The sequence below is a fragment of the Arthrobacter sp. zg-Y1143 genome, from assembly GCF_030125565.1.
In the GTDB taxonomy this organism is placed as follows: Bacteria; Actinomycetota; Actinomycetes; order Actinomycetales; family Micrococcaceae; genus Arthrobacter_B.
The window spans coordinates 458,537-480,618 of record NZ_JASKLW010000001.1 but is presented as its reverse complement, the minus strand read 5'-3'; the positions used below and the strand labels follow the sequence as shown (position 1 = coordinate 480,618).

Sequence of the window (22,082 nt, the reverse complement as noted above, 5' to 3'; positions counted from 1 at the left end):
CACTCCGCCGCGACGCCCGCCAACAGCCGGAAAAACTTGCCGCCGGCCGGGTCCATCCGGCCCGTGCCGGAATACGCTCAGATGAGCCGCGTCCCGCCTCAATGCGCATTCCCTTCCCCGCAGACTGCGGGACCATGGCAGGCAAGAGCGTGTTCCGCTGATCGGTGAGGAGCAGGAACCATGGTCCTGGACGACACGTACACCTTGGCCAACGGCCAGGCCATTCCGAAGCTGGGTCTGGGCACCTGGTTTATTGACGACGGCGCCGCGGCGCAAGCGGTCCGGGACGCCGTCGAGATCGGCTACCGGAACATTGACACCGCGCAGGCCTACGGCAACGAGCACGGGGTCGGCGAGGGCGTGCGGACGGGCGGGGTTCCCCGCGGTGAGCTGTTTGTCTCCAGCAAGCTGGCCGCCGAGATCAAGGACTACGACGGCACCGTGGCCGCCATTGACGGGTCCCTGGCCACCATGGGCCTGGAGTATCTGGACCTGATGCTGATCCACAGCCCCCAGCCCTGGAACGACTGGCGCGGCGGCACCTACGCCGAAGGCAACCGGCAGGCCTGGCGGGCACTGGAGGAAGCCCAGCAGGCGGGCAAGCTCCGCTCCATCGGCGTCTCCAACTTCGAACAGTCGGACCTGGAGAACATCATCGAGGTCTGCACGGTGGCCCCGCAGGTGAACCAGGTGCTGTTCCATGTGGGAAACACCCCGGATGACCTCCTCTCCTACTGCACCGGGCAGGGCGTCCTCATTGAGGCCTACTCCCCCATTGCGCACGGAGAGATCCTGGAGAACACCGACGTCGCCGACATGGCAGCACGCTACTCGGCGACCGTTCCGCAGCTGTGCATCCGCTACGCCCTGCAGATGGGCACGGTCCCGCTACCCAAGACGGCCAATCCGGACCATATGCGGGAGAACGCCCAGGTGGACTTCACCATTTCCGACGAGGACATCAGCGCACTGTGGCGCCTGCGCATCAGCGACTACGGCAGGTCCAGCCGGTTCCCGGTTTTCAGCGGCAAATAGTATGACAGCTCTGAAATGGCCGCCGCCAGCTGCTCCGGGTTAGTCGCGGTACTCGTGGCCGTAGGTTTTGGCGCCCTCCATCATGTTCCGCAGGGTGGCGGGTGCGTTGTAGCCGAAGGTGCTCTCGAAGGACTGGTAGCCCTCCTCGGATGACGCGGCGCTGCGCGGCAGCATCTCCTCGGCGAACGCATCGAACGCGGCATCGACGTCATCCGTCGATGCGGCAATCAGCCTGCCCAGCTCCGCCCCGTCGTACAGGGCCCAGTTCGCGCCGTCGCCGTCCGGCGGTGTCAGATGCGCGGCATCGCCGACGAGCATCACTCCAGGTATCCGGTCCCAGGTGTGGCCGAGCGGCAGGCCCCAAATCGGACGGATGACGGGGTCCGTGTCGCCGGCAGTCAGCAGCTGCCGGAGTTCGGGCGACCATCCTTCGCCGAGCTGGTCGGCAATAACCTGCAGTGCCTGGGCACGGTCTGTGGTGTCGAGCGTTTCCGCCCAGGACAGCGGCTTCTTGAGCACGGCATAACTGTGGATGATGTCGTTCGCTTCGCGGTGCCCGAAGATCCCCCGGCCGGGCTGCATCGCAAGCATCGCGCCCCGGCCGACGAGTTGCGCGCTGCCCGGATGGCGGGCTTCGACGTCGTGCAGGAACGTTTCGGCCCACAGGGTGCCGAGATATTCCGGGGCTGCGCCGTTGAGGTAGGACCGCACCCGTGACCAGGCGCCGTCCGCGCCGATGAGGATATCCGTGTCGATCGATGCGCCGTTGGCGAAGACGACGGTGTGGCCGGTGCCGCTGCCGTGGATCGATGCGACTTTGTGGCCCCACTGGATGGTGCCGTCCGGCAGCGACTCCGCGAGGATGCGGCGCAGCTCGCCGCGCAGTACCTCGGGGTTGGTCAGTTCCCCGTCGTCCGGGATCTCGCCCACGAGCTCCCCGCCGGAGTCGAGGAACCGCATGGCCTCGGCACCCATGTTGATGATCGAACGGAATTCATCCATGAGCTGGCACTGCTCGAGGGCGGTTTGGCCGTTGAAGTCGTGGATGTCGAGCTGGCCGCCCTGTGTCCGTGCGTTTATGGACGGTTCCCCCTCGTACACGGTCGCCGGGATGCCGTTGAGGTGCAGGACGCGTGCGAGCGTCAATCCCGCAAGGCCGGCTCCGATGATGACGATGGGCTTCATGATCAATCTCCTTCGTTGGAACGAGGAGACCTGCCGGGCCCCTCAACTTGTGCTGTTGCAAAATGATTATGTAACAAAACTATTATTTTGCAAAGAGAGTTTAGCCCTGACGCAAAACTATTTTGCGAATAAACTATGGGCTATCGACGATCCAGGAAGTGAGTGTGCAGCGATGGCAGATGTTGCCGGAGCCCCGACCCAGCGGAAACAGATCATCGCCAGCCTCCTGGCCTTCACCGCGGCGCAGAACGAACTCGTCCGCCTGTTCGCACGCAGTAACCACATGCATTCCACCGACGCCGCAGCGGTGGTGCAGATCATTGAACACGAAGACCAGGACCGGCCGCTCACCCCCGCCGGTCTTGCGGCGCGCATCGGGCTGTCCCCGGGCGCGACGTCGATCCTGCTGGCACGCCTGGAGGAGGCGGGCTTCATCAGCCGGACACGGGAGCACTCCGACCGGCGCGTCGTGACGCTGCGCTCCACAAAGTCGATCAACGACGCCGCCGATGCCTTCTTCCAGCCTTTGGCCCAGGAGCTCGACGGCGCCCTCACGGCGTTTGCCCCTGACGAGATCGACGTCGTGAACCGTGCTGCCGGCGAGCTGCAGTCCGTGCTCGAGAACTACGTCCGCACTGCTGCGGGTGAGATGGAAGCGAGTTAGCCCAAGGCTGCATACTCGGACCATGACCGTTTACTTTGAGTGCACCACTCGGACAGCCCTGCCGATCCAGGAGCTGTTCGACCGGGCCCGGAGTATTGACGTCCACAAGGATTCGATGGCGCGGTCCCGCGAAGCGGCGGTCGGGGGCGTAACGTCCGGCCTCATCTCCAAGGGCGAGGAAGTCACCTGGCGGGCCTGGCACTTCGGAGTTCCGTTGCGGATGACGAGCCGGGTCACGGAGATGGAGCCGCCGGACCGCTTCGTCGATGAGCAGATCCGAGGCCCGTTCCGGCGGTTCCGGCACGTCCATGATTTCAGCGAGGATGCCGCCGGCACCACCATGGTTGACCGGATCGAGTTCGAGGCACCGTTCGGCGTCGTCGGGCGGGCAGTGGAGAAACTGGTGCTGGCGCGCTACCTGAAGAAGCTCATTGAGGGACGCAATCGGCATCTGGCCGCGGATTTCTAGTCCGTACCCTCTGCAGAATATGGAGGCACCGTGCCGAATCATGGAATGATCCATCACATGACGTCCAGCAGCACTCCAGCGGCCGCGAACAAACCTGTCAGCCAAGAGAGTGAAGCTGCGGGCAGCGCCTCAACAACGGATTCGAGGGTGCTCTCCGTCAGCCGAAGCAGCAAGCACAACTTCAGCAAGGACCAGGTTGACTCGGTGCTGCTGGTGGAAGGGCTGGGTATCGACGGCGACGCGCATTCCGGCACCACCGTGCAGCATGTGTTTCGAAAGCGGTTCCATCCCACGGAACCCAACCTGCGGCAAGTGCACCTGATCCAGGCAGAACTGTTCGACGAACTGGCGCAGGACGGCTTCGAGGTGCGTCCCGGCGACCTCGGGGAAAACATCACCACCCGCGGCATCGACCTCCTGAACCTGCCCGAGGGGACACTCCTGCGCATAGGACCCGACGCCGTCGTTCAGGTAACCGGCCTGCGGAATCCCTGCCGGCAGATTGACCGCTTCCAGACCGGGCTGCTTAAAGCGGTGCTGCCCCGCGACAGCGAAGGAAAAGTGGTGCGAAAAACGGGAATCATGGGCATCGTACTGACCGGCGGGCTGGTGAGCATCGACGACGGGATCCGCGCCGAGGTTCCTGCCGGTCCGCAACGCCGGCTCAAGTGCGTCTGAAACCGGACCATCGAGGAGGAGAGCCCATGCGCGGTTCAGCACTGGTCGTCGGAGCGGGTATCGCAGGAACCGCCGTTGCACGCGGGCTGCTCCGGGCAGGATGGTCGGTCCAGCTGCTCGAACGCGGCGCAAACCTGCCCGGCAGCGGAACGGCACTGGCCATGTGGCCCGAGGCGATGCGAGCCCTCGACGCGTTGGGAGCCGGGGACGCAGTCCGCAGCGGTTCGGTGGAAGAGCACGGCGCGCGGATCCTGAAACCCGACGGCACCCAGATCGCAGCCATGGGCCGCAGCCGGACAGCCCGCCTGGTCCCACGCACCGTCCTGCTCGACGCGCTGGCCGGGGATTTGCCCGCCGGGGTTATCCAATGGAATTCACCGGTCGCCGGGCCCTCAGCCCTGCCCCCTGCCGATGTTGTTGTGGCCGCCGACGGAATCTTCAGCCGCCTGCGCACCGCCTGCAACGGAATATCGCCCCGGGCGCTGGGAACAGTGGCCTTTCGCGGCGTTGTCCCCGGCCCGGCCGGTGGAGTCAGTGAGACGTGGGGGCCCGGCCGCCTGTTCGGCATTACCCCGCTCGATGCCGGTAGCACCAACTGGTTTGCCTGCCTCCGTTCCACAGACCTTCCCGCGCTGGGCTCCCCGGAGGCTATCGGCGCCCAGGGGGCAGACCTGCTGCGCAGCCTCTACCGCGGGTGGCATCCGGGCGTCATCCGGGTCCTGGGGAAACTGGACGGAAGCCCGATAGATTACCGGGAACTGTTCGACGTCCCGCCGCTCCCGTCCTACATTTTCAGCAACATGGCGCTGCTGGGCGACGCGGCGCACGGCATGGCCCCGAACCTTGGCCGCGGCGCCTGCGAGGCACTTCTGGACGCGGTTGCCCTGATCGATGCACTCACCTCGGCTCCCGACGTTGCCGCCGGCCTGCAGCGCTACGACGCCGGCCGGCGTCGGCGGGGAAACCTTATGGTCCGCGCGGCACGGCTGCTGAACCGAGTCGGAACGGCCGAGCATTTCACCGGAGCCCGAAACCTCGCAATGTCCGCCGGGGCACGGTTCGCCTAGCACTTCCACCGGACGGAAGCACCCGCCGGGACGCCGCCGCCCGGGGAATTCCTGTACGGCAGGGGCGGTTTCTTTCCATAGGGACAGACGCAGGACACCGCGGTCTGTCCAGCTGAACACTATCGAAGGAATATGTAATGGCAACACTGGGAATCATCGGAAGCGGAAACATCGGATCGGCCGTCGCCCGGCTCGCGGTTGCCGCGGGAATGAACGTCGTTATCGCCAACTCGCGGGGACCTGAAACGCTCTCAGACCTGGTCACCGAGCTCGGGCCGCTGGCCACGGCCGGAACGGTGGAGGTTGCCGCGAAACTCGGCGACGCCGTCGTACTGTCCATTCCGCTCAAAGCGGTTTCCGAGCTTCCGGCCGGACTGTTGGACGGGAAAATCGTCTTGGACACCAGCAATTACTACCCGTCCCGGGACGGGCGCATCGCCGCACTCGATGACAGCACCGTCATGACCAGCGAACTGGTGCAGAGCTGGCTTCCCGGAGCGCAGTACGTCAAGGCGTTCAATAACATCCTGGCGCACCACATTCCGCTTCTTGCCCGCCCCAGCGGTGCCGCGGACCGCTCCGCCCTGCCCATCGCCTCCGACGACGACGCGGCCAGGGCCGAGGCGGCGGCACTGCTCGACGCGTTGGGGTACGACGCCGTGGACGCCGGCACCGTCGCCGAAAGCTGGCGGTTTGAGCCGGACTCCGCGGGCTATACCCGCCTCTACCTCGCGGATCCCAGCACACCCGATGACCAGCTGATGAGCTCGGCCCCCGGCACAACCCCGAGGGAGAAGGTCGAGTCCGCGCTGGCGTCGGCCGCCCGCGTGAACGTGGCCGAACGCGTCTTCTAAGCTGTTTTCGTCACCACACCACCGGGCCGTCCTTCGAGGTGAAGGTGCCGGACGGTCCCTGCGGTCCCGCCTGGGCCATGGCCACGATGATGCCGGCACCCTCTGCCACCGTCTGGGTGCCGGTATGGCCGTTCAGGTCCGTATCCGTGTAGCCCGGGTCCACCGCGTTGACGCGGATGCCGGGAAAGGCTTTGGCGAACTGGATGGTGACGGCGTTGACCACTGCTTTGGACGCCGGATAGGCAATGCCGGGATAGAAGTGGGTATAGCTGTCCGGATCGCTGAGCATGGCAAGGGAACCCAGTCCGCTGGAGACATTCACGATAGCCGGGGTGCTGGAACGCTGCAGCAGCGGCAGGAAGGCGTGGCTGACGCGCACCAGGCCGAAGACGTTCGTATCGAAAATCTGCAGCATGGCGTCGGCAGTGGTTTCGGCCGCGCCCAGGATGGAGTTATCCGGCTGCCTGCCCTCCACGCCGGCATTGTTGATGAGCACGTCCAGCCCGCCGTCGAACTCCACCTGCTTGGCGGCGGCGTCGACTGAAGCCTGGTCGGTGACGTCGAGCTGCACAAAGCGGGCGCCGAGTTCCGCGGCGGCCTTCCGCCCGCGGTCCTCGTCCCGGGCGGCGATGTAGACGGTGTGCCCGGCGGCGAGCAGCCGGCGGGCGGTTTCCTTGCCGAGGCCCTTGTTGGCACCGGTAATCAGTGTGGTTGTCATACCGCCATCCTGATCCCTGTCCGACCCGATAGGCAGGCTCCTGGTTTTCCTAGGAACGCCAGTCCCATGACAAGCCTCTCCGGCCACGGCAGACTGTCCTGATGGAAACGTTGGATCTGGGCCGGGCGGTGTTCCGCTGGCGGAACCGCCTCACCGCCGAAACAGTTGGCGTGCCGGTTGGCGCACGACGCCGCGTGGCCGGGTTGCGCCGGGAGGAACTGGCGGAGCTGGCCGGGATCAGCGTGGACTATCTGGTCCGCCTGGAACAGGGCCGGGCTACCTCACCCTCGGCGCAGGTGGTCGAAGCCCTCGCCCGGGCACTGCGGCTGACGGATACGGAACGCGAACTGATCTTCCGGCTCGCCGGACAGGCTGTTCCGGGAGCGGAACTGATCCCCACCCGGATCTCGCCGAGCATTCAGCGGCTGCTGGACCGGCTCGGCAACAACCCCGTTGCCGTATTCGATGCCACCTGGACCCTGCTCACCGCCAATCAGCCGTACAACGCACTGATGGGCGACACCTCCTCCTGGCGGGGCATTGAGCACAACACCCTGTGGCGGTTTTTCGCCGGCCCCGGCTCCCGGGCCGTCTCGACGTCGGCTGAACTCGCCGATCTGGAGGCCCGGCTGACGTCGGACCTGCGGATGGCCGCCGCCCGCTACCCCGCCGACCCGCGCCCCGGGCAGCTGGCACGGACCATAGCCAGAGACAGCGAGCGCTTTGCCCGGCTCTGGGAGGCGGGAAATATCGGTTTGGGCGGGGATCAGCCGCGGCGCAAGATCATCCGGCATCCCGACGTCGGCGACCTCGCCTTGGACTGCGACACCCTCACCGTTTCCGGCGACGGACTGCACGTGATGGTCTACACGGCCGAACCCGGCAGCGCCGATGCCGACCGCCTGGCCCTGGCCGTGGTGCTGGGTACGCAGCAGATGTCCGCCCCGCGGGAGCAGGTGGCAGACAGCTGAAGTCCGGGGCACGAAGAAGGCCTCCGCTCAGTCCGGGTCCCTGCGCCGTCTCCGCGTCCCGTCCAGTCCGATCTCGTCAAGTATCGCCACGGCAATGAGTACTGCGACAAGCATTGCCCCGACCAGCAGGACAGGCAGGGAAGCACCAAACAGGCCGGTCGCCGCACACGTGAAGACGGCGACCGGCCGGCTGTACCCCACGTGGCGCGTCGCCCGCAGCTGCAGAGCGAGTTGGGCAAGAAGAAAGACAACTGGACCAGCGACGACAATGGTCCGTTTTGTACTCTCCAGGGGGTCAAACGGGTGGGCGATGACCAGTTCATCGCCCACAGCCGTCAAGATGATTCCGGCAACGATGAGGCGATCATCGATGCTACGCGCCTGCTGCTCACCACCAAGGGCTACTCATCTATGACGATCGGAGACATCGTCGCCGCTGCGGGCGTAACCCGTCCGACCCTCTACCGGCGCTGGTCGAGCAAATACGAGCTCGTCGTCGAAGCCCTGCAGCAAGGGTTACGCAGGCAACGTGAGGCCTATCCGCCCTTGGATCTCGATGACCTCACCCCCCGGGATGCGATGGTGGAGGCTGTACGCCAGCTGAATCCGCGCTACCACAACCCCCGGGCGATGACCCTCCACGGTAACTTCATGGCAGAAGCCGAGCGCGAGCCCACCCTGCTCGCGCAAATGAGGGAACAGGGAAACCGGCCGCGTTGCGAGGAGTTCGCTGCCGTGCTCACTGAGCTTCAACGCAGGGGCGCGGTACGTGAAGATGTGGACCTCGATATGATCGTGAGCCTGGCCTTCGGCAGCTACTTCGCCGACTTTAACCGGTACGGGCGGGAAGTCCCCGCTGACTTCGCCGAGCGCGTGGTTGCCACGTTATTGCCCCTCGTCGCCGCGTAGGAGCCGCATAGGAACGGAACAACTTCCACCCGAGGCGGGAGCCCACCTTTCGGGAACGTAAATTGCCTCACGTTCCCTCCTTGGACCCTGTGGGCATTACGCGCAGGGCGAGCTCCGCCACGCGCTGCAGCTGCCCCTCGCTGGCACCGTCGCGGGCATAGGACGACAAGCCCACCAGCATCACCTGGGCGAAAGCGGCAAGGGCCTCCGCACCACTGCTTGCCTCGGCGCTTTCAGCCACTTCCCGCAGCCGGGCCGCGGTGATTGCGCAGTTTTGAGTGCGGTTGCCCGCCAGCTTCGGCTCGCTATTGACGAGGCATCCCCGCGGATGCGCCGTGCTCGCGTACTCCCGCGCCGCGCATTCGAACATTGCCCGGAGCACCTCGCGCTGGTTCGTCCCGGCATTTCCGGCCGTGGTCACCGACTGCGGGCTGGCTTCATAGCGAGCCACGGCCTCGTCGAACAGCTCCTGCTTGTCCCCGAATGCCGCATACAGGCTGGGGGCCGAAATACCGAGCTCCCGGGTGAGGTCATTGATGGAGGTCCGCTCGTAACCGCGCTCCCAGAACAGGCGCATGGCCTTATCGAGGGCGGCATCCCGATCGAAGCTGCGTGGTCGTCCCATGACTGCATTCTATAGCGGCCATTACATATGTGCTACCGTTCTGTATCGACCACTACAGAACGGCGGTTTCGGATCGCCGACCGGAAATGAGGAACCACATGACCACCGCCACAGAAACGACAAACGCCTTCCTGGAGCGGCTCGACGCGCATGACGCCGAGGGTCTCGGGGAACTGTTCGCCGAGGAAATCGACTGGTTCGTGCCCGGCTCACCGGAAGTGGCCCATTGGGTAGGCAAGCGCACGCGAAAGAGCGAGGTCCCGGACTACTTCCGCACCCTGTGGGCGGCACTCGAACCAGGCAAGAGCGTGGTCTCCCTCGAGACCATCGTCGCTGACGGTGATGACGTGGTGATCTTCGCCGTGTTCGACCATGTCGCCGCTGCCACTGGTCGTCCCTTCCACACCGATGTCGCAATGCGTCTGACCGTCACGGAGGGCAGGATCGTTCGCATGCACCTTTATGAGGACACTGCGGCAGCTGCGGCAGCGTTCGTAGAGTAAGCCGAACAAACGACCACGGCTCCCACACACAGCGGAGGAGCCGTCGTCGTATCAGCGGATTGGCTGCCCGTCCTCAGCCGTCAAGGAACCGTTCTTCCCGCGTCGGCGGCGAGGCCGAGATGGCCGCCGCCCCCGAAAAAGCACCGCAAGGGGCGGCATCAGCCAGGTTCCCTTCTGCCCGGGCGCACGAGTCGAGTGCAGTGGGCATCCTTGCCGCCGCCTTGTTCTGCGCCCTGCCAGGTGCCCTGTTCGGAACCTACCTGGGGGCGGCGCCTAACCGGATGGTTTGCACCCCCGCCACCGGCTACGGCTCCGGATGCGATGAAGGCGAGCTGCTGATCCCCCTGCCGGTGTTCGGCGCCCTCTTCCTAGCCCCCCCATTCCTCACATCAGCACACCCCCGGATACCTCGATCCGCTCCCCCGTTGCCCAGCGAAACTCAGGCGACACCAGGGCAGCGATCGAATCGGCAATGTCGTCCGGCTCGCCCACCCGCCCCAGGGCGGTCTGCCCGGACAGCGTCTGGCGCATGGCATCGCTGTCGCGCATGGCTCCGCCGTTGAAGTCCGTCGCGGTCGGCCCCGGTGCGATCGTGTTGACCCGGATGCCGCGCGGTCCCAGTTCGGCGGCGAGGCTCCGGGTCAGCGCTTCGAGCGCCTTCTTCGACGCCGCATAAACGGAGGTCGCCGGGCTGACATGCCGGCTGAGCGAACTCGACACGTTTACAATGCTTGCCCCGTCCGCCAGGTGCGGCAGGAAGACCTGCGTGACGAATAGCGGCCCCCGGACGTTGACGGCAAAGGTGGTATCGAATTCCTCCGCCGTAATAGCCCCCAGTGGTGCGAACAGTCCCACCCCGGCGTTATTGACCAGCACATCGATGGTGGTTGAATCCCATTCCTGTCCGATGCCGGTAAGCACCGCGACGCGGGCCGCCTCGATGGAGGCGGGGTCCGCAACATCCATCCGCACCGCCATGGCTTCGCCGCCGGCGTCGACGATTTCGTCCACGACGTCGCGTGCATCGCCCCGCGCGGCGGCGACCACTTTGATCTTGTTCCGGGCCAGGGCAAGTGCGGTCGCACGTCCGAGTCCGCGGTTGGCTCCGGTCACGAGGGCTATGCGGGTCATGTCATCTCCTGTAAGTAAATGGATACTTACCGATAAGCTAGTGTGCGGGCACCGGCCGGTCAATACCTATCGAAGGGGAAACAGATGGCACGTGACGCTGAAGCCACGCGGGAGCGGATACTCGCTGCAGCAACCGTGGAGTTTGCCGCCCACGGTTTCGCCGGCGGGCGTGTGGAGCGGATCGCTTCCCAGGCACAGAGCAACGTCCGGATGATCTACGCGTACTACGGCAGCAAAAGCGGCCTGTTTGATGCCACCCTCGCGGAAGCGCTGCGGCGCATGGCCGCGAACGTCCCCCCGCGCCCCGAGGACCTGGCCGGCTGGGCCGGAGACGTGTTCGACCACCATCAGCGCTTCCCGGAAGTCCTCCGCCTGAGCATGTGGGCCCAGCTCGAGCGGCCGGAGGCCACCGCCGAGCCGAGCGGCATCTACCGGGACAAAACCCTCGCCGTCGCTACCGCGACCGCCCGCCCACTTTCACCCGTTGACCTTCTGGTTTTCATTTACGCCATCGCGCAGGCCTGGCAGCTCTCGCCGAAAGGGCTTACCAGCCTCAACGAAAGAGGTGATGAAGTTGCCGCCCGCCGGCAGGCCGTCGTCACCGCCGTCGAGCGCATGCTGCAGGCCCGCGGGTTTGAAAACCCGCATACCGGAGGCACCAAATGAGCGGGTCCGCGCTGCACGCCCAGCGGGACGGCTGGTGGCAGGATGCCGTGATCTACCAGGTGTACCCCGGTCCTTCGCCGACGGCGACGGCGACGGGGTGGGCGACTTTGCGGGTCTGCTGGACCGCCTGCCGTACATTGCCTCGCTGGGCGTGGACGGCATCTGGATGACCCCGTTCCAGCCCTCCCCGCAGGTGGACCAGGGGTACGACGTCAGCGATTACTGCGCCGTCGATCCGCTCTTCGGCACCATGGACCAATTCGACCAGCTGCTCGAATCGGCCCACGCGCTGGGGCTGCGGATCTTCCTCGATGTGGTGCCCAACACTGCTCATCGGAGCATCCGCTATTCCAAGCCGCCGTCGCCGCTGGGCCCGGCTCACCGGAACGGGCGATGTTCCACTTCGCGGCCGGGAGCGACGACGGCGCCCCGCCGAACAACTGGCAAAGCGTTTTCGGCGGCACCGCCTGGAGCCGGGTGAATCCGGGCTCCGAGACGGACCGGGAGTGGTACCTGCACCTCTTTTCCCCGGAACAGCCGGACTGGAACTGGCGCAACCCGGCGGTGGGCAACTACTTCGAGGGCGTGCTTCGCTTCTGGTTCGGCAAGGGGGTGGACGGCCTGCGGATCGACGTCGCCCACGCGCTGTTCAAAGCCGACGGTTTGCCGGACGCGCCAACCGCGGACCCCGTCGTCGACGGCCTGCGTTCCAACCCGAAAGTCTCCGATCAGGAGGAAGTGCACGAGGTCTACCGGCGCTGGCGCCGCGTTGCCGACTCCTACTCCCCGGGGCGGGTGCTTGTCGGCGAGGTGAACCTGGCACCGGACCGCGCCGCCCGGTACACCCGCCCTGACGAAATGCACCAGGCCTTCGCGTTTGCCTTCGTCAAACTGGGCTGGGACGCCGCCGCGTGGGCCGCGGCCGGCACGGAACTCGAAGCCGCCCACCAAGAGCACGGAGCACCGCCCACCTGGGCGCTGGAGAACCACGACATCAGCCGCTCCGTGACGCGGTTCGGCGGCGGTGACCGCGGAGTTCTTCGGGCGCGCGCCGGCTTGGTTGCCATCCTCGGACTGCCCGGGGGCGCCTACATCTACCAAGGCCAGGAACTCAGCCTTCCCGACGTCGACGTCCCGGTTCACGCCCGGGTGGATCCCATGTGGGCGCGCGGCGGGGTGTCCCGTGACGGGGCCCGCGTTCCGCCGCCCTGGACGACAGCTCCCGAAAATGCCTACGGCTTTTCCCCTCCGGGTGCAGCTGAGCCTTGGCTGCCGCAGCCGGCGTTCTGGGGATCACGGTCCGTGGAAGCGCACCGCGGCAATCCCCATTCGGCCCTGCATCTGGTTACCGGGGCACTTCGACTGCGCACCGAGCTGCTCGCCGAGGGGATTTTCGCGGCCGACGACGCCTGCAGCTGGCAGGTCCGGGAGGATGGGTTGCTGCTCTGCGAACGCGGCGATCAGATCCTGCTGGCCGTGGCGATGGGCGATGGACCCTGCCCGCTGCCGGACGGAAGCGTCCTGCTGTCATCATCACCCCTGACCCCGGGAGGGTTCCTCCCACCCGACACCGCCGTCTGGATGCGCCGGCACCGCCGCTAAGCGGACTGGACTTCTACGACGCAGAATAGGTTATTCTCCGGGTCCGCAAGCACGGAAAGGCGCATGCCGGGATGTTCATCCAGCACTTCCCAACGCAGTGTTGCCCCGAGGCCGATGAGGCGTTCGGCCTCGGCCTCCCGTTTCCCCCATTCGACGCGGAAGTCCAGATGCATCTTCTGCTCGTCGTCGGCCGTTGTGGTGGTGCTGCGGTGGAAGTGGAACCGCAGTCCGTTCCCGGCGTCGGATGATAGGAACATGTCGGAGTCATTGCCGGCCGGTTCCCCGCCGGCGGCCGCTGCCCAGAAGGCGGCAAGGGCCTGAGGGTTTGCAGCGTTGATCGTGATGCCGGAGAGGCTAAGTTCGGAAGTGCTCATGGGTGACCTCCAGGTCAGCGGAAGAGTTATATCGTTGTTCGTCGATAATCGATGAATGCTAGCATCCCTGTATGCGCGTCGTCGTTCACCCGTCCCTGAAGGACATCCCGGTTCACCAGGTAATGCATGCTCTAGCAAGTCCCGTGCGGCTTGCAGTCGTAAAGGAGCTTCTGGACGGACAGGTGCACCAGGGCAGTGAGTTCGATTTCGGAGTGAGCCAGTCGACGCTGAGCCACCATGTGAAGATCCTCCGCGAGGCGGGCATTGTTCAAAACGATCCCGAAGGGACGCGCTGCCTGATGTCGTTGCGTGCGGCCGAACTGGACGAACGCTTCCCCGGGTTCGTTGAAATGCTTAGGGTCCTGAGCGCTGCATCCTGACCGCTGCGCACTGAATGAAAAAGCGTTAGGCGGTATCCGTGGCCGTCCCTCCGGAATACGCTGGAAGGGCCGAATTCCAGCTAAGGAGAGTGGCCATGAGCGAACCTGCCAACGGCGGAAACGCCCGCCTGGATGTCGAAGAAACGGTGCGCGAGACCGTGGTTCCCGCCGGGATTGCAGGTCCCGAACCGCTGGCCATGAACGTGCGCTGCTACGCCGTGGCCCAGCCAGCGGGCATTGTCATCATTGATACCGGAATTGCCGACACCGAAGCGGGCATCGCAGCGGCGGTCCGGGCTCTGGGCGGGACCTTCGACGACGTCCGGGACATTGTCCTGACCCATCTGCACCCGGATCATATCGGCTCACTCTCCGCGGTTGCGGCACGGGCTCCGCTGGCCGCCATTTACGCGGGCGGTGCAGACGCCCCGGATATCCGGGCACCGCACGCAATCACTCCCATCAGCGAAGGGACCGCCATCCAGGACTTCAATGTCCTGGCCACCCCGGGCCATACCGAGGGCCATGTGAGCCTGTTCCACGAACCCACGGGAACACTGTTCATCGGTGACGCAGCGGCCTCGGATCAGGGCGACGTCGTCCGCGGGCCTGAGGTCTTCACCGCAGATGCCGGCCGCGCCGAGGAATCACTGGAACGCATCGCGGACCTGGGCCCCGCCCGCATCCTGTTTGCGCACGGCGCCGAACTCGAGGATCCGGCCGACGCACTGGCCCGCCTGATCGGCGGCCCCGGCCCGCATCCGCCAGCCGGCCGGCTCTGAAACCGCACGCCCGGCCCGCCGGGGCCGCGCGGTTGTCCTGGTCATCCCTGGCCGTGAAGCTGGGCTTCCTTCTCCTTGCTCCACGCACGGGCGTAGATACCGAGCGCCGCCTCTTCGCGCAGGGGGATGCCGAGCCGGTTTTGGAGGACTCCGCTAGATGCCTGGGCCAGCCGTTGCGCACTGCGGCTAATCCGCTGCTTGTCCACCCGGTACAAGTACAGATCAATGGTCTGCGCCCAGCGTTTGCGCCAGAGATCCACTGACGGCTCGGAGGCCAGGGCTCCCATCACCCGGTGTGCCGGCGGAACCCTCGGTGCCATCTGCGCCAACATGACCTTGCGGCCCTGTTCCGTCCGTCCGCTGAAGGACGCGGTGCACGCCTGCAAATGCGTGTTCCAGTAAAAGTCCCAGCTGGTGGTTCTGCGGTCCGGCCATACAGCGGACCGGGGGCCGCGCATCATGGCATGGGCGGTGTCAAAGAGGAGCAGGGCCGCCAGCATGGAGCGCATGCTGGGCCGGGGAAAGCGGTTAACCGCCCACAGGGCCAGGTCCATGGACACGTCGGCAACATCGGATGCCAGTTTCAGGCCCTGCGCACCGCCGAACCGCGAAAACGTTGCCTCCATGAGCTCGGGTACCCGTTCCCCGGGCCGGGGCGGATACACGACATCCGACGATCGGGTGAGCTTCACTGCTCCGAGTTTGGCTGTGCTGCCCTCCGCGAGCGCGTGCGCAAACTTCCAGACCCGTTCGACGGTTTCGTGAGTGGCAAGCAGATGCAGCTGCACCGCCGGATGGTCCGGTTCCTTGCTCCGCGAAAAACCGAACCTGTACCCGCCCCAGCTCTGGGCCTTGGCACTAAGCGGAATGACGATATGGCGGATAATTCCATCCCCCGCATACTCCGGCTCTGCACTCTGCTGCCGGGTCCCCTGCTGCGGATCCGCCGCTATTTCCAGGATGGACCACACGGCGGTGCTGCCGGATTGCTGCTGGACGGGCCGGGCTCCCGGCACTCCGGGAAAAAACTGTGCTTGCGCGGTTTGGCTCATTTAAACCCCAAGATTGTTCGTGCCAATGGTGGTGCGGTTACACCCATCACCAGAGTGTGTTTCAGGGCGGCAAGGTTTGTCCCGCGTAGTGATGGGATACCGCCGCAACGGGAAAGGCAGGCCCTCCGCACAAAGGGGAAGGCCTGCCTTCTATCCGACGGCGGGCAGGAAGCCCCCGTCAGGTACGTTGCACCGGGCGCCCCGGCAGAACGGCACCGCCGGTCAGGGCACAGCGGCCCCGGCGAAAGCGGGCGCGGCGGAGGGTGCCGCAGGGCGGGGCCCGACGACGACGGCCTGGTTCAGCGCATTTGTGCCGTCGGTTTCATTCCAGGTGCCGAGGTTCGCAGCCTGCACGGCGAACCGGGGATCACCGGCTGTTCGGGCGTCCGACGACGGCAGCGCAAGCGAAAGGGAATAGCTGCCTTCGGCAAGGGCTGCGATCGCCGGATCAGACAGGCTGAGGGTAGTCGAGAGTGTGGTGGTGGTGCCGGCAAGCCAGTGGCGGGCATCGGCATTGGACGTAAACGGCACCGACACGGACGTACCGTCGCTGCCGGTCAGCTGCAGCATGGCTGTCCGCGGGAGATAGGGAGCCGCCCAGCCGTCATTGCGTATATCGAGGGAAACCTCAACCGAATCTTCCGCCGGTGTAACGGTGGAAGACTCCATCACGAAGCGGTACCCAAGCCGCTTGGCGGTTTCGGCCAGCGCCGGCTCGCCCCAGGAGTCCAGTACGAGCCGGTTGTAGTCGGTGTTGAGGTAGCTGTAGTGGTACCTGGCGAGTTCCACGGCGGCTGTCTCCCACTCGGAGCGGGAGGGGACCACCTTGCACGTCTCCCCGCCGACCGGAACGTAAACGCTGTCCGCGGCGAGATACTCGTAATCCAGGGTCCGCGGGTCCGACAGGTAGGTTCCTCCGTCGTCGTAATCCGAGAGGAAGCAGTCGTTGTGGTGCCCTATCCGGGCGATGGGTGTATCAGTGAAGGCCTGCTCGGCCGTTACCGCGCTCGAGGCGGCCGGCGGAACGTTCAGCAGATGCTGTTTCGTGGCCATGGTGCGCACCTGGACCCCGCGGTCCGCAGGCAGCTCGTCGAGCAGCGCCTGGGTAACGGCGGAGCGGTTAGCCCAGTCCTGCTCGGTCACCACGCCCGGGTTCGCCGGATCGGCCACGAAGTGGTCCGTGTAGTACCCCTCGCCCCACCGTCCGATGAAGCCGTTCTGCACCACAGGAATCACGTCTGCATTGGCGCGCAGCACCGGCCCCAGCTGCTTGATGTGCGCCAGGACGATGTCCAGGGGTGCATCACCGTAGGGCGGGGTGGCGCCGCCGTCATCCCCCACATAAGCAAACCGGGTAATCACCGAGATCCCGGCAGCACGTGCGGTGTCATAGTCCGCCTGAAGCTGTGACAGGACCCGCTCATCAAGCACCGGATTGGCTGCGAAGTCCTCCAGGTATACAACCCGCAGGATCTGGGTGATGCCCTTGGACCTCAGGTCCGCCAGGTTGGCTTCTGTCAGCGGGGTGTTCTGCTCCGGTTTGGCCGTATTGAAGTGCGTCGTGGTGTGGTGGTAGAAACCTCGCTGCGGATTCGCAATCACCGAGTCGCTGGGTTCATAGGCAACGGTGCTGGCCGCGTCGCCGGGAACGGAGACGGACACGCCGGGCGGCCCCTCCCCCGGGATTCCGACGGCGACCGCGGCCGCCGTCGGGCCCGCTGCGGTGACAAGACCGGCAACTAAAAGGACTGCTAAGGATCGTTTCATCATTCTCCAGGTACCTAGTTATTTTCAGGGGGGTTACTTGGGAGGGAAACTTGAGGGAGTTGCGTGGATCGAAGGGTTACTTGAGGCCGCTCGAAGCCAGGCCGTCAATGACGCGCCGCTGCAACAAAATGAACATCAGCAGCACCGGTGCCATGGCGAGCAGGCTTGCCGCCATCACCACCGGATAGTCAGTGGTCCGGTCACCGATCAGGGTCGCGAGCCCGGCAGACAGGGGCATCCGGTCGCTGAACGTGGTGACCACCAGCGGCCATAGCAGCTCATTCCAGGACCAGAGCACCGTGGTGATGGCCAGGACACTGATGGTGGGCCGGGCCAGCGGCAGCATCACCCGCCAGAAGATTTGGAACGGGTTGGCCCCGTCCAGGCGGGCGGCCTCCTCCAGTTCCGCCGGCATGGACAGGAACGCGGTGCGCATCAGGTAGGTCCCGAAGGCGCTGAACAGCCCCGGCAGGACCAGGCCGCCCACACTGTCCAGCAGCCCCAGGCCCTGCACAATCTGGTACTGGGACAGCAGGTACACCTGCGAGGGCACCATCAGGATGGACAGCACCAGGGCAAGGAGGACCGACCGGCCGCGGAACCGCATCCGGGCAAAGGCGTAGCCGGCCAGGGTACAGAAGAGGATCTGCGCCAGGGTGCGGATCACGGTGATCAGCACGGAGTTCTGCAGCTGGTCCAGGAACGGCAACCGCTCGAAGACTTCGGCATAGTTGGACCACTGCAGTTCCGCCGGCCAGAAGACCGGCGTGACGCTTTGGACCTCCGCGTTGGTGGAAAGTGACATCACAATCTGCCACAGGAACGGGAAGGCCATCACCAGCGCGCCCACCCCGAGGACGAGGTGCGCCACAACGTGGGACCCGCCGCGCCGTCGTGCGCGCTGCCGTGCCTGCGCTTTCACGGTCCGGGCCGGCCGCTGCCCGTCGCCGGGACGCACTTCCGCGCCGGAGGCCGCGGGCACAACAGCGGAGGGCGTGCGCGCCGGCAGTAGTCGGTCAGTCACTTTGCACCCACTTCTTCTGGAATCGGAACTGCAGCAGGGTGACGACGCCGATGATCAGCAGGATCACCATGGCGATGGCCGCGGCGAAGCCCTTGTCGTTGTTGACGAAGCCTTCCCGGTAGAAGAAGTACACAAGGGACATGCTTTTGGGCAGGACCGGGTTGCTGCTGCCCAGGATGGCGTAGAGCAGGTCAAAGAGCTGGAAACTGGATATGACCGTCACGATGGTGACGAAGAAAACGCTGGGTGAGAGCAGCGGAACGGTGATGTTCCGGAACTGTCCCCAGCGGCTCGCGCCGTCGAGTTCGGCCGCTTCATACAGTTCCGGCGGAATGTTCTTCAGCCCGGCCGCGAGCACAATCAGGCTGAACCCTAGCGAGGACCACAGGCCCACCACCGCTACCGCCACCATCGCAAAAATCGGGGTGCTGATCCAGTAGGGCCCGTCGATGCCCAGGAACCCCAGGCCGTAGTTCACCAGCCCGAAGTCGCCGTTGAAGATCATCCGCCACACCATCGCCACCGCGGTGGGCATGGCAACGTAGGGCAGGAAAAACAGCACCCGGTACACCGCTGCGAAACGCAGGCCCGGCAGGTTGAGCAGGCTGGCCAGGTACACCGCAATGGGAATACCCAGCATCACGATGCCGGTGTAGAGCAGCGTGTTGCCCAGGGAGCGGTACAGCTGGGGGTCCGTGAACAACTCGACGTAATTCTCGACGCCAGAGAAAGCGGATCCGCCGAACGGTCCCGTTTCGGTGAACGAGGTGCCCACGGTCTGCACAATGGGCCAGAGGTAGAAGACACAGATTCCCAGCACCAGGGGTGCAATGAAGAGCCACGGCCACGGTCCGTCCCCGCTGAAGCGCCGACGGCGGACCGCCGGGGACAGCGGGGGCGGACCGGAGCCGCGTTCAACTGTTGTCATGGGATTATTCCTCGGCCAGGGCCGCGTCCATCTGGCTGGCAAGATCCGCCGAAATCTTCTCCACGGGCTGAGCCCCGGAGAAGGCCTGCGGCAGCAGATCGGTCTCCAGTGCGTTCCACGCCGCCGAGTTCTTGCTCACCGGCAGCGGCTGCGCGTAATCGAGGGCATCCAGGAAGATCTGCAGGTTCGCGTTGGGCATGGAGCCCGTAAATGCGCTCTGTGTCCCTTCGAAAGCGGGAATGACCGCACCCGCATCGCCTTGCTGCTGCTGCGCGTCCTTGCTGGCCAGGAAGGCTTGCAGCGCCTGCGCAGCCTGCTTCTCCTTGGACGCCGCAGATACTACGTTGGCCAGGCCGTGGATCACGGTGGCCTGCTTCTCGCCCTGCGGCAGCGGCAGGACTACAACGTTTTCTTCCAGTTCCGTGTCGGTCAGCGCCGAGCGGAACCAGCTGCCGCCCCAGTACATGGCGAGCTTGCCGGAGGTGAACCACTGGTCTGCGGTGGTGTCAGTGAGCTGCTGGATGTTCGGGGAGCCGCCGCTGGCGATCAGGTCGGTCCAGAACTGGAGCCCGGCCTGCGTTTCCGGTGAGGCGTACCCCGATTTTCCGTCCTCAATCACGGTACCGCCGGCTTGGAGGATGGTGTTGTAGTACGTGGTCTGCCCGTCCATTCCCCCGGCGCCGCCGTACTCGCCGTCGGCCGCCAGCGCCGTTGAAATGTCCGTTGCCGTTTTCTGGAACTCGTCCCAGGTCCAGTCGCCGCTGGGCAGTTCGACGCCGGCCTTCTCGAAGAGTGCCTTGTTGGCCCAGATGCCGATGGTGTCCATGTCCTTGGGCACCCCGTACTGCACGTCGTCGATGGTGTAGAGGTCCACCAGCGCCTCCGGATAGTTGGCCGGATCAATGTCGCCGGCTTCCACTGCGCCGGTGATCGGCTCCAGCTTGCCGTTGGAGGCGTACAGGCCGATATTCGGGCCGTTGATCCAGAAAAGGTCCGGGAGGGTGTCGCTGGAGGCCTGGGTCTGAAGCTTGGTCCAGTACTCCGCGTAGGGGGTGACGTTCACGGTCACCTCGATGTTGGGGTACTCCTCGTTGAACGCGTCGATGTTTTCCTCGATCGCGTCCACCTGGTTCTTGTCCCACACCCCGTAGGTGATGGACGCGCTCAGGTCCTTGTCCGGGGCCGCATACTCCGCGGGTTCATCAGAGGCCGCGTTGGAGCCGCATCCGCTGGCGGCCAGGGCAAGTCCGACGCCGAGCGCGACGCCGGCGGAGGCGCGCCGGGCGGGCGGACGGCCGGGGACGTGCCCGGCAAAGGTACGCCGGACGGCAGAAGGGAACATGTTTCTCATCGGAAAGTCCTTCCAAGGGTGGATTGCGAGGAGTGGGTAAAGGCGGGGGGCGGCGGATCCGCCGGGGATGATGGCCGGGAGAAGTGCCCGACGATGTGCTCCGGCAGAGCGGGAACGTCCAGCGGCTGCGAACCGCTGCGCAGGGATTCGGCTGCCAGGTAACCGGCGGCAACCGCTTCGCGGGCTGCAACCGGGCTGACCAGGGTGGGGGTGCCGTCCAGCAGGGTGTCGAAGAATTCGGTCATCGTGAGCAGGTCCGCGTCTTCGTGTCCGCTGGCGGCGCCGTCGATGGGATATTCGACGTCGCCGGCGCCCTGCCATTCGTGGCGCCGGTTCCAGACCTTGATCACGCCGCCGGCGGTGTCGCCGTGGTTCTCCAGCCTGCCCTCGGTGCCGATCACCGTGTAGTTGCGCCAGTAGTCGGGCGTGAAATGGCACTGCTGGTAACTGGCCATCACGCCGTTATCCAGCGTCATCAGCATCATGGACACGTCCTCCACGTCCACTACCGGGTTCAGCCCCGTCTGCTTCTCCGGCGGCCAGTTCTCGTAGGAGAACCAGTCGGGCATGGTTTCGCCGTGGCGGCTGCGGCGGTCGGTGATGCCGCCGTAGACCATCAGCTCCCCCATGCCCACCACCCGCCGGGTGTAGCCCGAGGCAAGGTAGTGGATCACGTCAAGGTCGTGGCTGGCCTTTTGCAGCAGCAGGGTGCCCGTCTTGGACCGGTCGGCGTGCCAGTCCTTGTAGTAGTAGTCCCCGCCGTTGCCGACAAAGTGGCGCACCCATACGGCCTTGACCTCGCCGATTTCGCCGCGGCTGATGACCCCGCGCATGGCCCGGACCACGCCGGAGTGCCGGAAGTTGTGGCCTACATAGAGCAGGGTGCCGGTTTCGGCGGCCGCGGCCAGGACCCGGTCCGCGCCCTCGAGCGTGATCGCCAGGGGTTTCTCCAGATAGGCGGCGATCCCGGCGGCCAGCAACTTCAGGGCGATCTCTTCGTGCGTGTGGTCCGGCGTGGTCACGAGCGCGGCGTCGATGCCGCCGCCGGCAATCAGGGAGTCAACGTCGAGGTGGAGTTCGGCGTCGGGGTAGGCGCGCCGGGCACGGCCGCGGCCGGCGTCGTCCGGTTCCACGACGGCGACGACTCGGGCCCCGGGACGGGCGGAAGCCACGTGTTCGGCAATGGCGGCGCGGGCGCCGAAACCAATGACGGCTACCCGCGGTGAGGTTTCGGCGGGCGCAGTTTCGCTGGTGCGCTGGGTGTCCCGGTCGATGTGCATGACGTCATCCTGCATTAGATGCACGGATTTGTCACGAACTATCTCAAATTGATCATCTTCTGGCAGG

The 22,082-nt window shown here is 65.6% G+C and carries 24 protein-coding genes and 1 pseudogene; 13 read left to right on the top strand and 12 right to left on the bottom strand.

Annotated elements, in window-relative coordinates; all coding sequences use genetic code 11:
• Positions 1-180 precede the first annotated feature (180 nt).
• Positions 181-1,035 (top strand): aldo/keto reductase, encoded by an 855-nt coding sequence (locus tag QNN98_RS02440; RefSeq protein WP_283996144.1) that lies wholly within the window; start codon positions 181-183, stop codon positions 1,033-1,035.
• 39 nt (positions 1,036-1,074) lie between these two features.
• Here QNN98_RS02440 and QNN98_RS02435 read toward each other — a convergent pair whose 3' ends face one another.
• Complete coding sequence (locus QNN98_RS02435; protein WP_283996143.1) at positions 1,075-2,220, bottom strand: FAD-dependent oxidoreductase; 1,146 nt, start codon at positions 2,218-2,220, stop codon at positions 1,075-1,077.
• Positions 2,221-2,392: 172 nt separating this feature from the next.
• On the opposite strand from QNN98_RS02435, the gene QNN98_RS02430 reads away from it, so the two are divergent.
• From QNN98_RS02430 to QNN98_RS02410, 5 genes are all read left to right on the top strand, one after another.
• The gene (locus QNN98_RS02430; RefSeq protein ID WP_283996142.1) at positions 2,393-2,884 is read left to right on the top strand and encodes a MarR family winged helix-turn-helix transcriptional regulator; all 492 of its coding nucleotides are present in this window, start codon (positions 2,393-2,395) and stop codon (positions 2,882-2,884) included.
• Positions 2,885-2,906: 22 nt separating this feature from the next.
• Complete coding sequence (locus tag QNN98_RS02425; protein WP_283996141.1) at positions 2,907-3,353, top strand: SRPBCC family protein; 447 nt, start codon at positions 2,907-2,909, stop codon at positions 3,351-3,353.
• Between the two features lie 57 nt (positions 3,354-3,410).
• Positions 3,411-4,031, top strand: a complete 621-nt coding sequence (locus QNN98_RS02420; protein WP_283996140.1) for an MOSC domain-containing protein — start codon at positions 3,411-3,413, stop codon at positions 4,029-4,031.
• A gap of 26 nt (positions 4,032-4,057) precedes the next feature.
• Complete coding sequence (locus QNN98_RS02415) at positions 4,058-5,098, top strand: FAD-dependent monooxygenase (protein WP_283996139.1); 1,041 nt, start codon at positions 4,058-4,060, stop codon at positions 5,096-5,098.
• Positions 5,099-5,235: 137 nt separating this feature from the next.
• On the top strand, positions 5,236-5,952 hold the full coding sequence (locus QNN98_RS02410; protein WP_283996138.1) for an NADPH-dependent F420 reductase: 717 nt from the start codon (positions 5,236-5,238) through the stop codon (positions 5,950-5,952).
• Positions 5,953-5,962: 10 nt separating this feature from the next.
• On the opposite strand, the gene QNN98_RS02405 is transcribed toward QNN98_RS02410, so the two are convergent.
• Positions 5,963-6,670, bottom strand: a complete 708-nt coding sequence (locus tag QNN98_RS02405) for an SDR family NAD(P)-dependent oxidoreductase (RefSeq protein WP_283996137.1) — start codon at positions 6,668-6,670, stop codon at positions 5,963-5,965.
• A gap of 101 nt (positions 6,671-6,771) precedes the next feature.
• Here QNN98_RS02405 and QNN98_RS02400 point away from each other — a divergent pair, with 101 nt between their 5' ends.
• The gene (locus QNN98_RS02400) at positions 6,772-7,641 is read left to right on the top strand and encodes a helix-turn-helix transcriptional regulator (RefSeq protein ID WP_283996136.1); all 870 of its coding nucleotides are present in this window, start codon (positions 6,772-6,774) and stop codon (positions 7,639-7,641) included.
• A 27-nt stretch (positions 7,642-7,668) separates the two neighbouring features.
• Here QNN98_RS02400 and QNN98_RS16495 read toward each other — a convergent pair whose 3' ends face one another.
• Positions 7,669-7,953, bottom strand: coding sequence for a hypothetical protein (locus QNN98_RS16495; RefSeq protein ID WP_502864548.1), 285 nt, complete (start codon positions 7,951-7,953; stop codon positions 7,669-7,671).
• On the opposite strand from QNN98_RS16495, the gene QNN98_RS02395 reads away from it, so the two are divergent.
• Positions 7,843-8,550 carry a TetR/AcrR family transcriptional regulator gene (locus QNN98_RS02395; protein WP_283996135.1) on the top strand — a complete coding sequence of 236 codons (708 nt, stop codon included), beginning with the start codon at positions 7,843-7,845 and terminating at the stop codon, positions 8,548-8,550. The two genes, QNN98_RS16495 and QNN98_RS02395, sit on opposite strands and share 111 nt — an antisense overlap.
• A 67-nt stretch (positions 8,551-8,617) precedes the next feature.
• Here the strand turns inward: QNN98_RS02395 and QNN98_RS02390 are convergent, their stop codons facing one another.
• On the bottom strand, positions 8,618-9,175 hold the full coding sequence (locus tag QNN98_RS02390) for a TetR/AcrR family transcriptional regulator (protein WP_283996134.1): 558 nt from the start codon (positions 9,173-9,175) through the stop codon (positions 8,618-8,620).
• Between the two features lie 86 nt (positions 9,176-9,261).
• On the opposite strand from QNN98_RS02390, the gene QNN98_RS02385 reads away from it, so the two are divergent.
• Entirely contained in the window at positions 9,262-9,678 is a 417-nt protein-coding gene (locus QNN98_RS02385; RefSeq protein ID WP_283996133.1) for a nuclear transport factor 2 family protein, read from the top strand.
• A 384-nt stretch (positions 9,679-10,062) separates the two neighbouring features.
• Here the strand turns inward: QNN98_RS02385 and QNN98_RS02380 are convergent, their stop codons facing one another.
• The gene (locus tag QNN98_RS02380) at positions 10,063-10,809 is read right to left on the bottom strand and encodes an SDR family NAD(P)-dependent oxidoreductase (protein WP_283996132.1); all 747 of its coding nucleotides are present in this window, start codon (positions 10,807-10,809) and stop codon (positions 10,063-10,065) included.
• 84 nt (positions 10,810-10,893) lie between these two features.
• Here QNN98_RS02380 and QNN98_RS02375 point away from each other — a divergent pair, with 84 nt between their 5' ends.
• Positions 10,894-11,475, top strand: coding sequence for a TetR/AcrR family transcriptional regulator (locus QNN98_RS02375; protein WP_283996131.1), 582 nt, complete (start codon positions 10,894-10,896; stop codon positions 11,473-11,475).
• A pseudogene (locus QNN98_RS02370) lies at positions 11,378-13,077 on the top strand (alpha-amylase family glycosyl hydrolase). Before QNN98_RS02375 ends, QNN98_RS02370 begins: the two are co-directional and overlap by 98 nt.
• Here the strand turns inward: QNN98_RS02370 and QNN98_RS02365 are convergent.
• Entirely contained in the window at positions 13,074-13,451 is a 378-nt protein-coding gene (locus QNN98_RS02365) for a VOC family protein (RefSeq protein ID WP_227925700.1), read from the bottom strand. The pseudogene QNN98_RS02370 and the gene QNN98_RS02365 overlap by 4 nt on opposite strands.
• Before the next feature lie 71 nt (positions 13,452-13,522).
• Between QNN98_RS02365 and QNN98_RS02360 the strand changes: the two genes are divergently transcribed.
• Positions 13,523-13,831, top strand: a complete 309-nt coding sequence (locus QNN98_RS02360; RefSeq protein WP_283996130.1) for an ArsR/SmtB family transcription factor — start codon at positions 13,523-13,525, stop codon at positions 13,829-13,831.
• 95 nt (positions 13,832-13,926) lie between these two features.
• Complete coding sequence (locus QNN98_RS02355) at positions 13,927-14,613, top strand: MBL fold metallo-hydrolase (RefSeq protein WP_283996129.1); 687 nt, start codon at positions 13,927-13,929, stop codon at positions 14,611-14,613.
• A 41-nt stretch (positions 14,614-14,654) separates the two neighbouring features.
• Here QNN98_RS02355 and QNN98_RS02350 read toward each other — a convergent pair whose 3' ends face one another.
• The 6 genes from QNN98_RS02350 to QNN98_RS02325 form a co-directional block, all read right to left on the bottom strand.
• Positions 14,655-15,665, bottom strand: a complete 1,011-nt coding sequence (locus QNN98_RS02350; protein WP_283996128.1) for a lantibiotic dehydratase C-terminal domain-containing protein — start codon at positions 15,663-15,665, stop codon at positions 14,655-14,657.
• Between the two features lie 222 nt (positions 15,666-15,887).
• On the bottom strand, positions 15,888-17,327 hold the full coding sequence (locus QNN98_RS02345; RefSeq protein ID WP_283996127.1) for a DUF4832 domain-containing protein: 1,440 nt from the start codon (positions 17,325-17,327) through the stop codon (positions 15,888-15,890).
• Positions 17,328-17,508: 181 nt separating this feature from the next.
• Positions 17,509-18,456, bottom strand: coding sequence for a carbohydrate ABC transporter permease (locus QNN98_RS02340; RefSeq protein ID WP_283996126.1), 948 nt, complete (start codon positions 18,454-18,456; stop codon positions 17,509-17,511).
• A complete protein-coding gene (locus tag QNN98_RS02335) occupies positions 18,449-19,384 on the bottom strand; it encodes a carbohydrate ABC transporter permease (RefSeq protein WP_283996125.1) in 936 nt (311 codons plus the stop codon). Before QNN98_RS02335 ends, QNN98_RS02340 begins: the two co-directional genes overlap by 8 nt.
• A gap of 4 nt (positions 19,385-19,388) precedes the next feature.
• Positions 19,389-20,735 carry an ABC transporter substrate-binding protein gene (locus QNN98_RS02330; protein ID WP_283996124.1) on the bottom strand — a complete coding sequence of 449 codons (1,347 nt, stop codon included), beginning with the start codon at positions 20,733-20,735 and terminating at the stop codon, positions 19,389-19,391.
• A complete protein-coding gene (locus QNN98_RS02325) occupies positions 20,732-22,015 on the bottom strand; it encodes a Gfo/Idh/MocA family protein (RefSeq protein ID WP_283996123.1) in 1,284 nt (427 codons plus the stop codon). The genes QNN98_RS02330 and QNN98_RS02325 overlap by 4 nt, the downstream gene beginning before the upstream one ends.
• Between the last annotated feature and the right edge of the window lie 67 nt (positions 22,016-22,082).

Bases quoted from the DNA above. Each gene is read 5' to 3' on its own strand.
- QNN98_RS02440 (WP_283996144.1), top strand. From the start codon at position 181: ATGGTCCTGGACGACACGTACACCTTGGCCAACGGCCAGGCCATTCCG.
- QNN98_RS02435 (WP_283996143.1), bottom strand. From the start codon at position 2,220: ATGAAGCCCATCGTCATCATCGGAGCCGGCCTTGCGGGATTGACGCTC.
- QNN98_RS02430 (WP_283996142.1), top strand. From the start codon at position 2,393: ATGGCAGATGTTGCCGGAGCCCCGACCCAGCGGAAACAGATCATCGCC.
- QNN98_RS02425 (WP_283996141.1), top strand. From the start codon at position 2,907: ATGACCGTTTACTTTGAGTGCACCACTCGGACAGCCCTGCCGATCCAG.
- QNN98_RS02420 (WP_283996140.1), top strand. From the start codon at position 3,411: ATGACGTCCAGCAGCACTCCAGCGGCCGCGAACAAACCTGTCAGCCAA.
- QNN98_RS02415 (WP_283996139.1), top strand. From the start codon at position 4,058: ATGCGCGGTTCAGCACTGGTCGTCGGAGCGGGTATCGCAGGAACCGCC.
- QNN98_RS02410 (WP_283996138.1), top strand. From the start codon at position 5,236: ATGGCAACACTGGGAATCATCGGAAGCGGAAACATCGGATCGGCCGTC.
- QNN98_RS02405 (WP_283996137.1), bottom strand. From the start codon at position 6,670: ATGACAACCACACTGATTACCGGTGCCAACAAGGGCCTCGGCAAGGAA.
- QNN98_RS02400 (WP_283996136.1), top strand. From the start codon at position 6,772: ATGGAAACGTTGGATCTGGGCCGGGCGGTGTTCCGCTGGCGGAACCGC.
- QNN98_RS02390 (WP_283996134.1), bottom strand. From the start codon at position 9,175: ATGGGACGACCACGCAGCTTCGATCGGGATGCCGCCCTCGATAAGGCC.
- QNN98_RS02385 (WP_283996133.1), top strand. From the start codon at position 9,262: ATGAGGAACCACATGACCACCGCCACAGAAACGACAAACGCCTTCCTG.
- QNN98_RS02380 (WP_283996132.1), bottom strand. From the start codon at position 10,809: ATGACCCGCATAGCCCTCGTGACCGGAGCCAACCGCGGACTCGGACGT.
- QNN98_RS02375 (WP_283996131.1), top strand. From the start codon at position 10,894: ATGGCACGTGACGCTGAAGCCACGCGGGAGCGGATACTCGCTGCAGCA.
- QNN98_RS02365 (WP_227925700.1), bottom strand. From the start codon at position 13,451: ATGAGCACTTCCGAACTTAGCCTCTCCGGCATCACGATCAACGCTGCA.
- QNN98_RS02360 (WP_283996130.1), top strand. From the start codon at position 13,523: ATGCGCGTCGTCGTTCACCCGTCCCTGAAGGACATCCCGGTTCACCAG.
- QNN98_RS02355 (WP_283996129.1), top strand. From the start codon at position 13,927: ATGAGCGAACCTGCCAACGGCGGAAACGCCCGCCTGGATGTCGAAGAA.
- QNN98_RS02350 (WP_283996128.1), bottom strand. From the start codon at position 15,665: ATGAGCCAAACCGCGCAAGCACAGTTTTTTCCCGGAGTGCCGGGAGCC.
- QNN98_RS02335 (WP_283996125.1), bottom strand. From the start codon at position 19,384: ATGACAACAGTTGAACGCGGCTCCGGTCCGCCCCCGCTGTCCCCGGCG.
- QNN98_RS02330 (WP_283996124.1), bottom strand. From the start codon at position 20,735: ATGAGAAACATGTTCCCTTCTGCCGTCCGGCGTACCTTTGCCGGGCAC.
- QNN98_RS02325 (WP_283996123.1), bottom strand. From the start codon at position 22,015: ATGCACATCGACCGGGACACCCAGCGCACCAGCGAAACTGCGCCCGCC.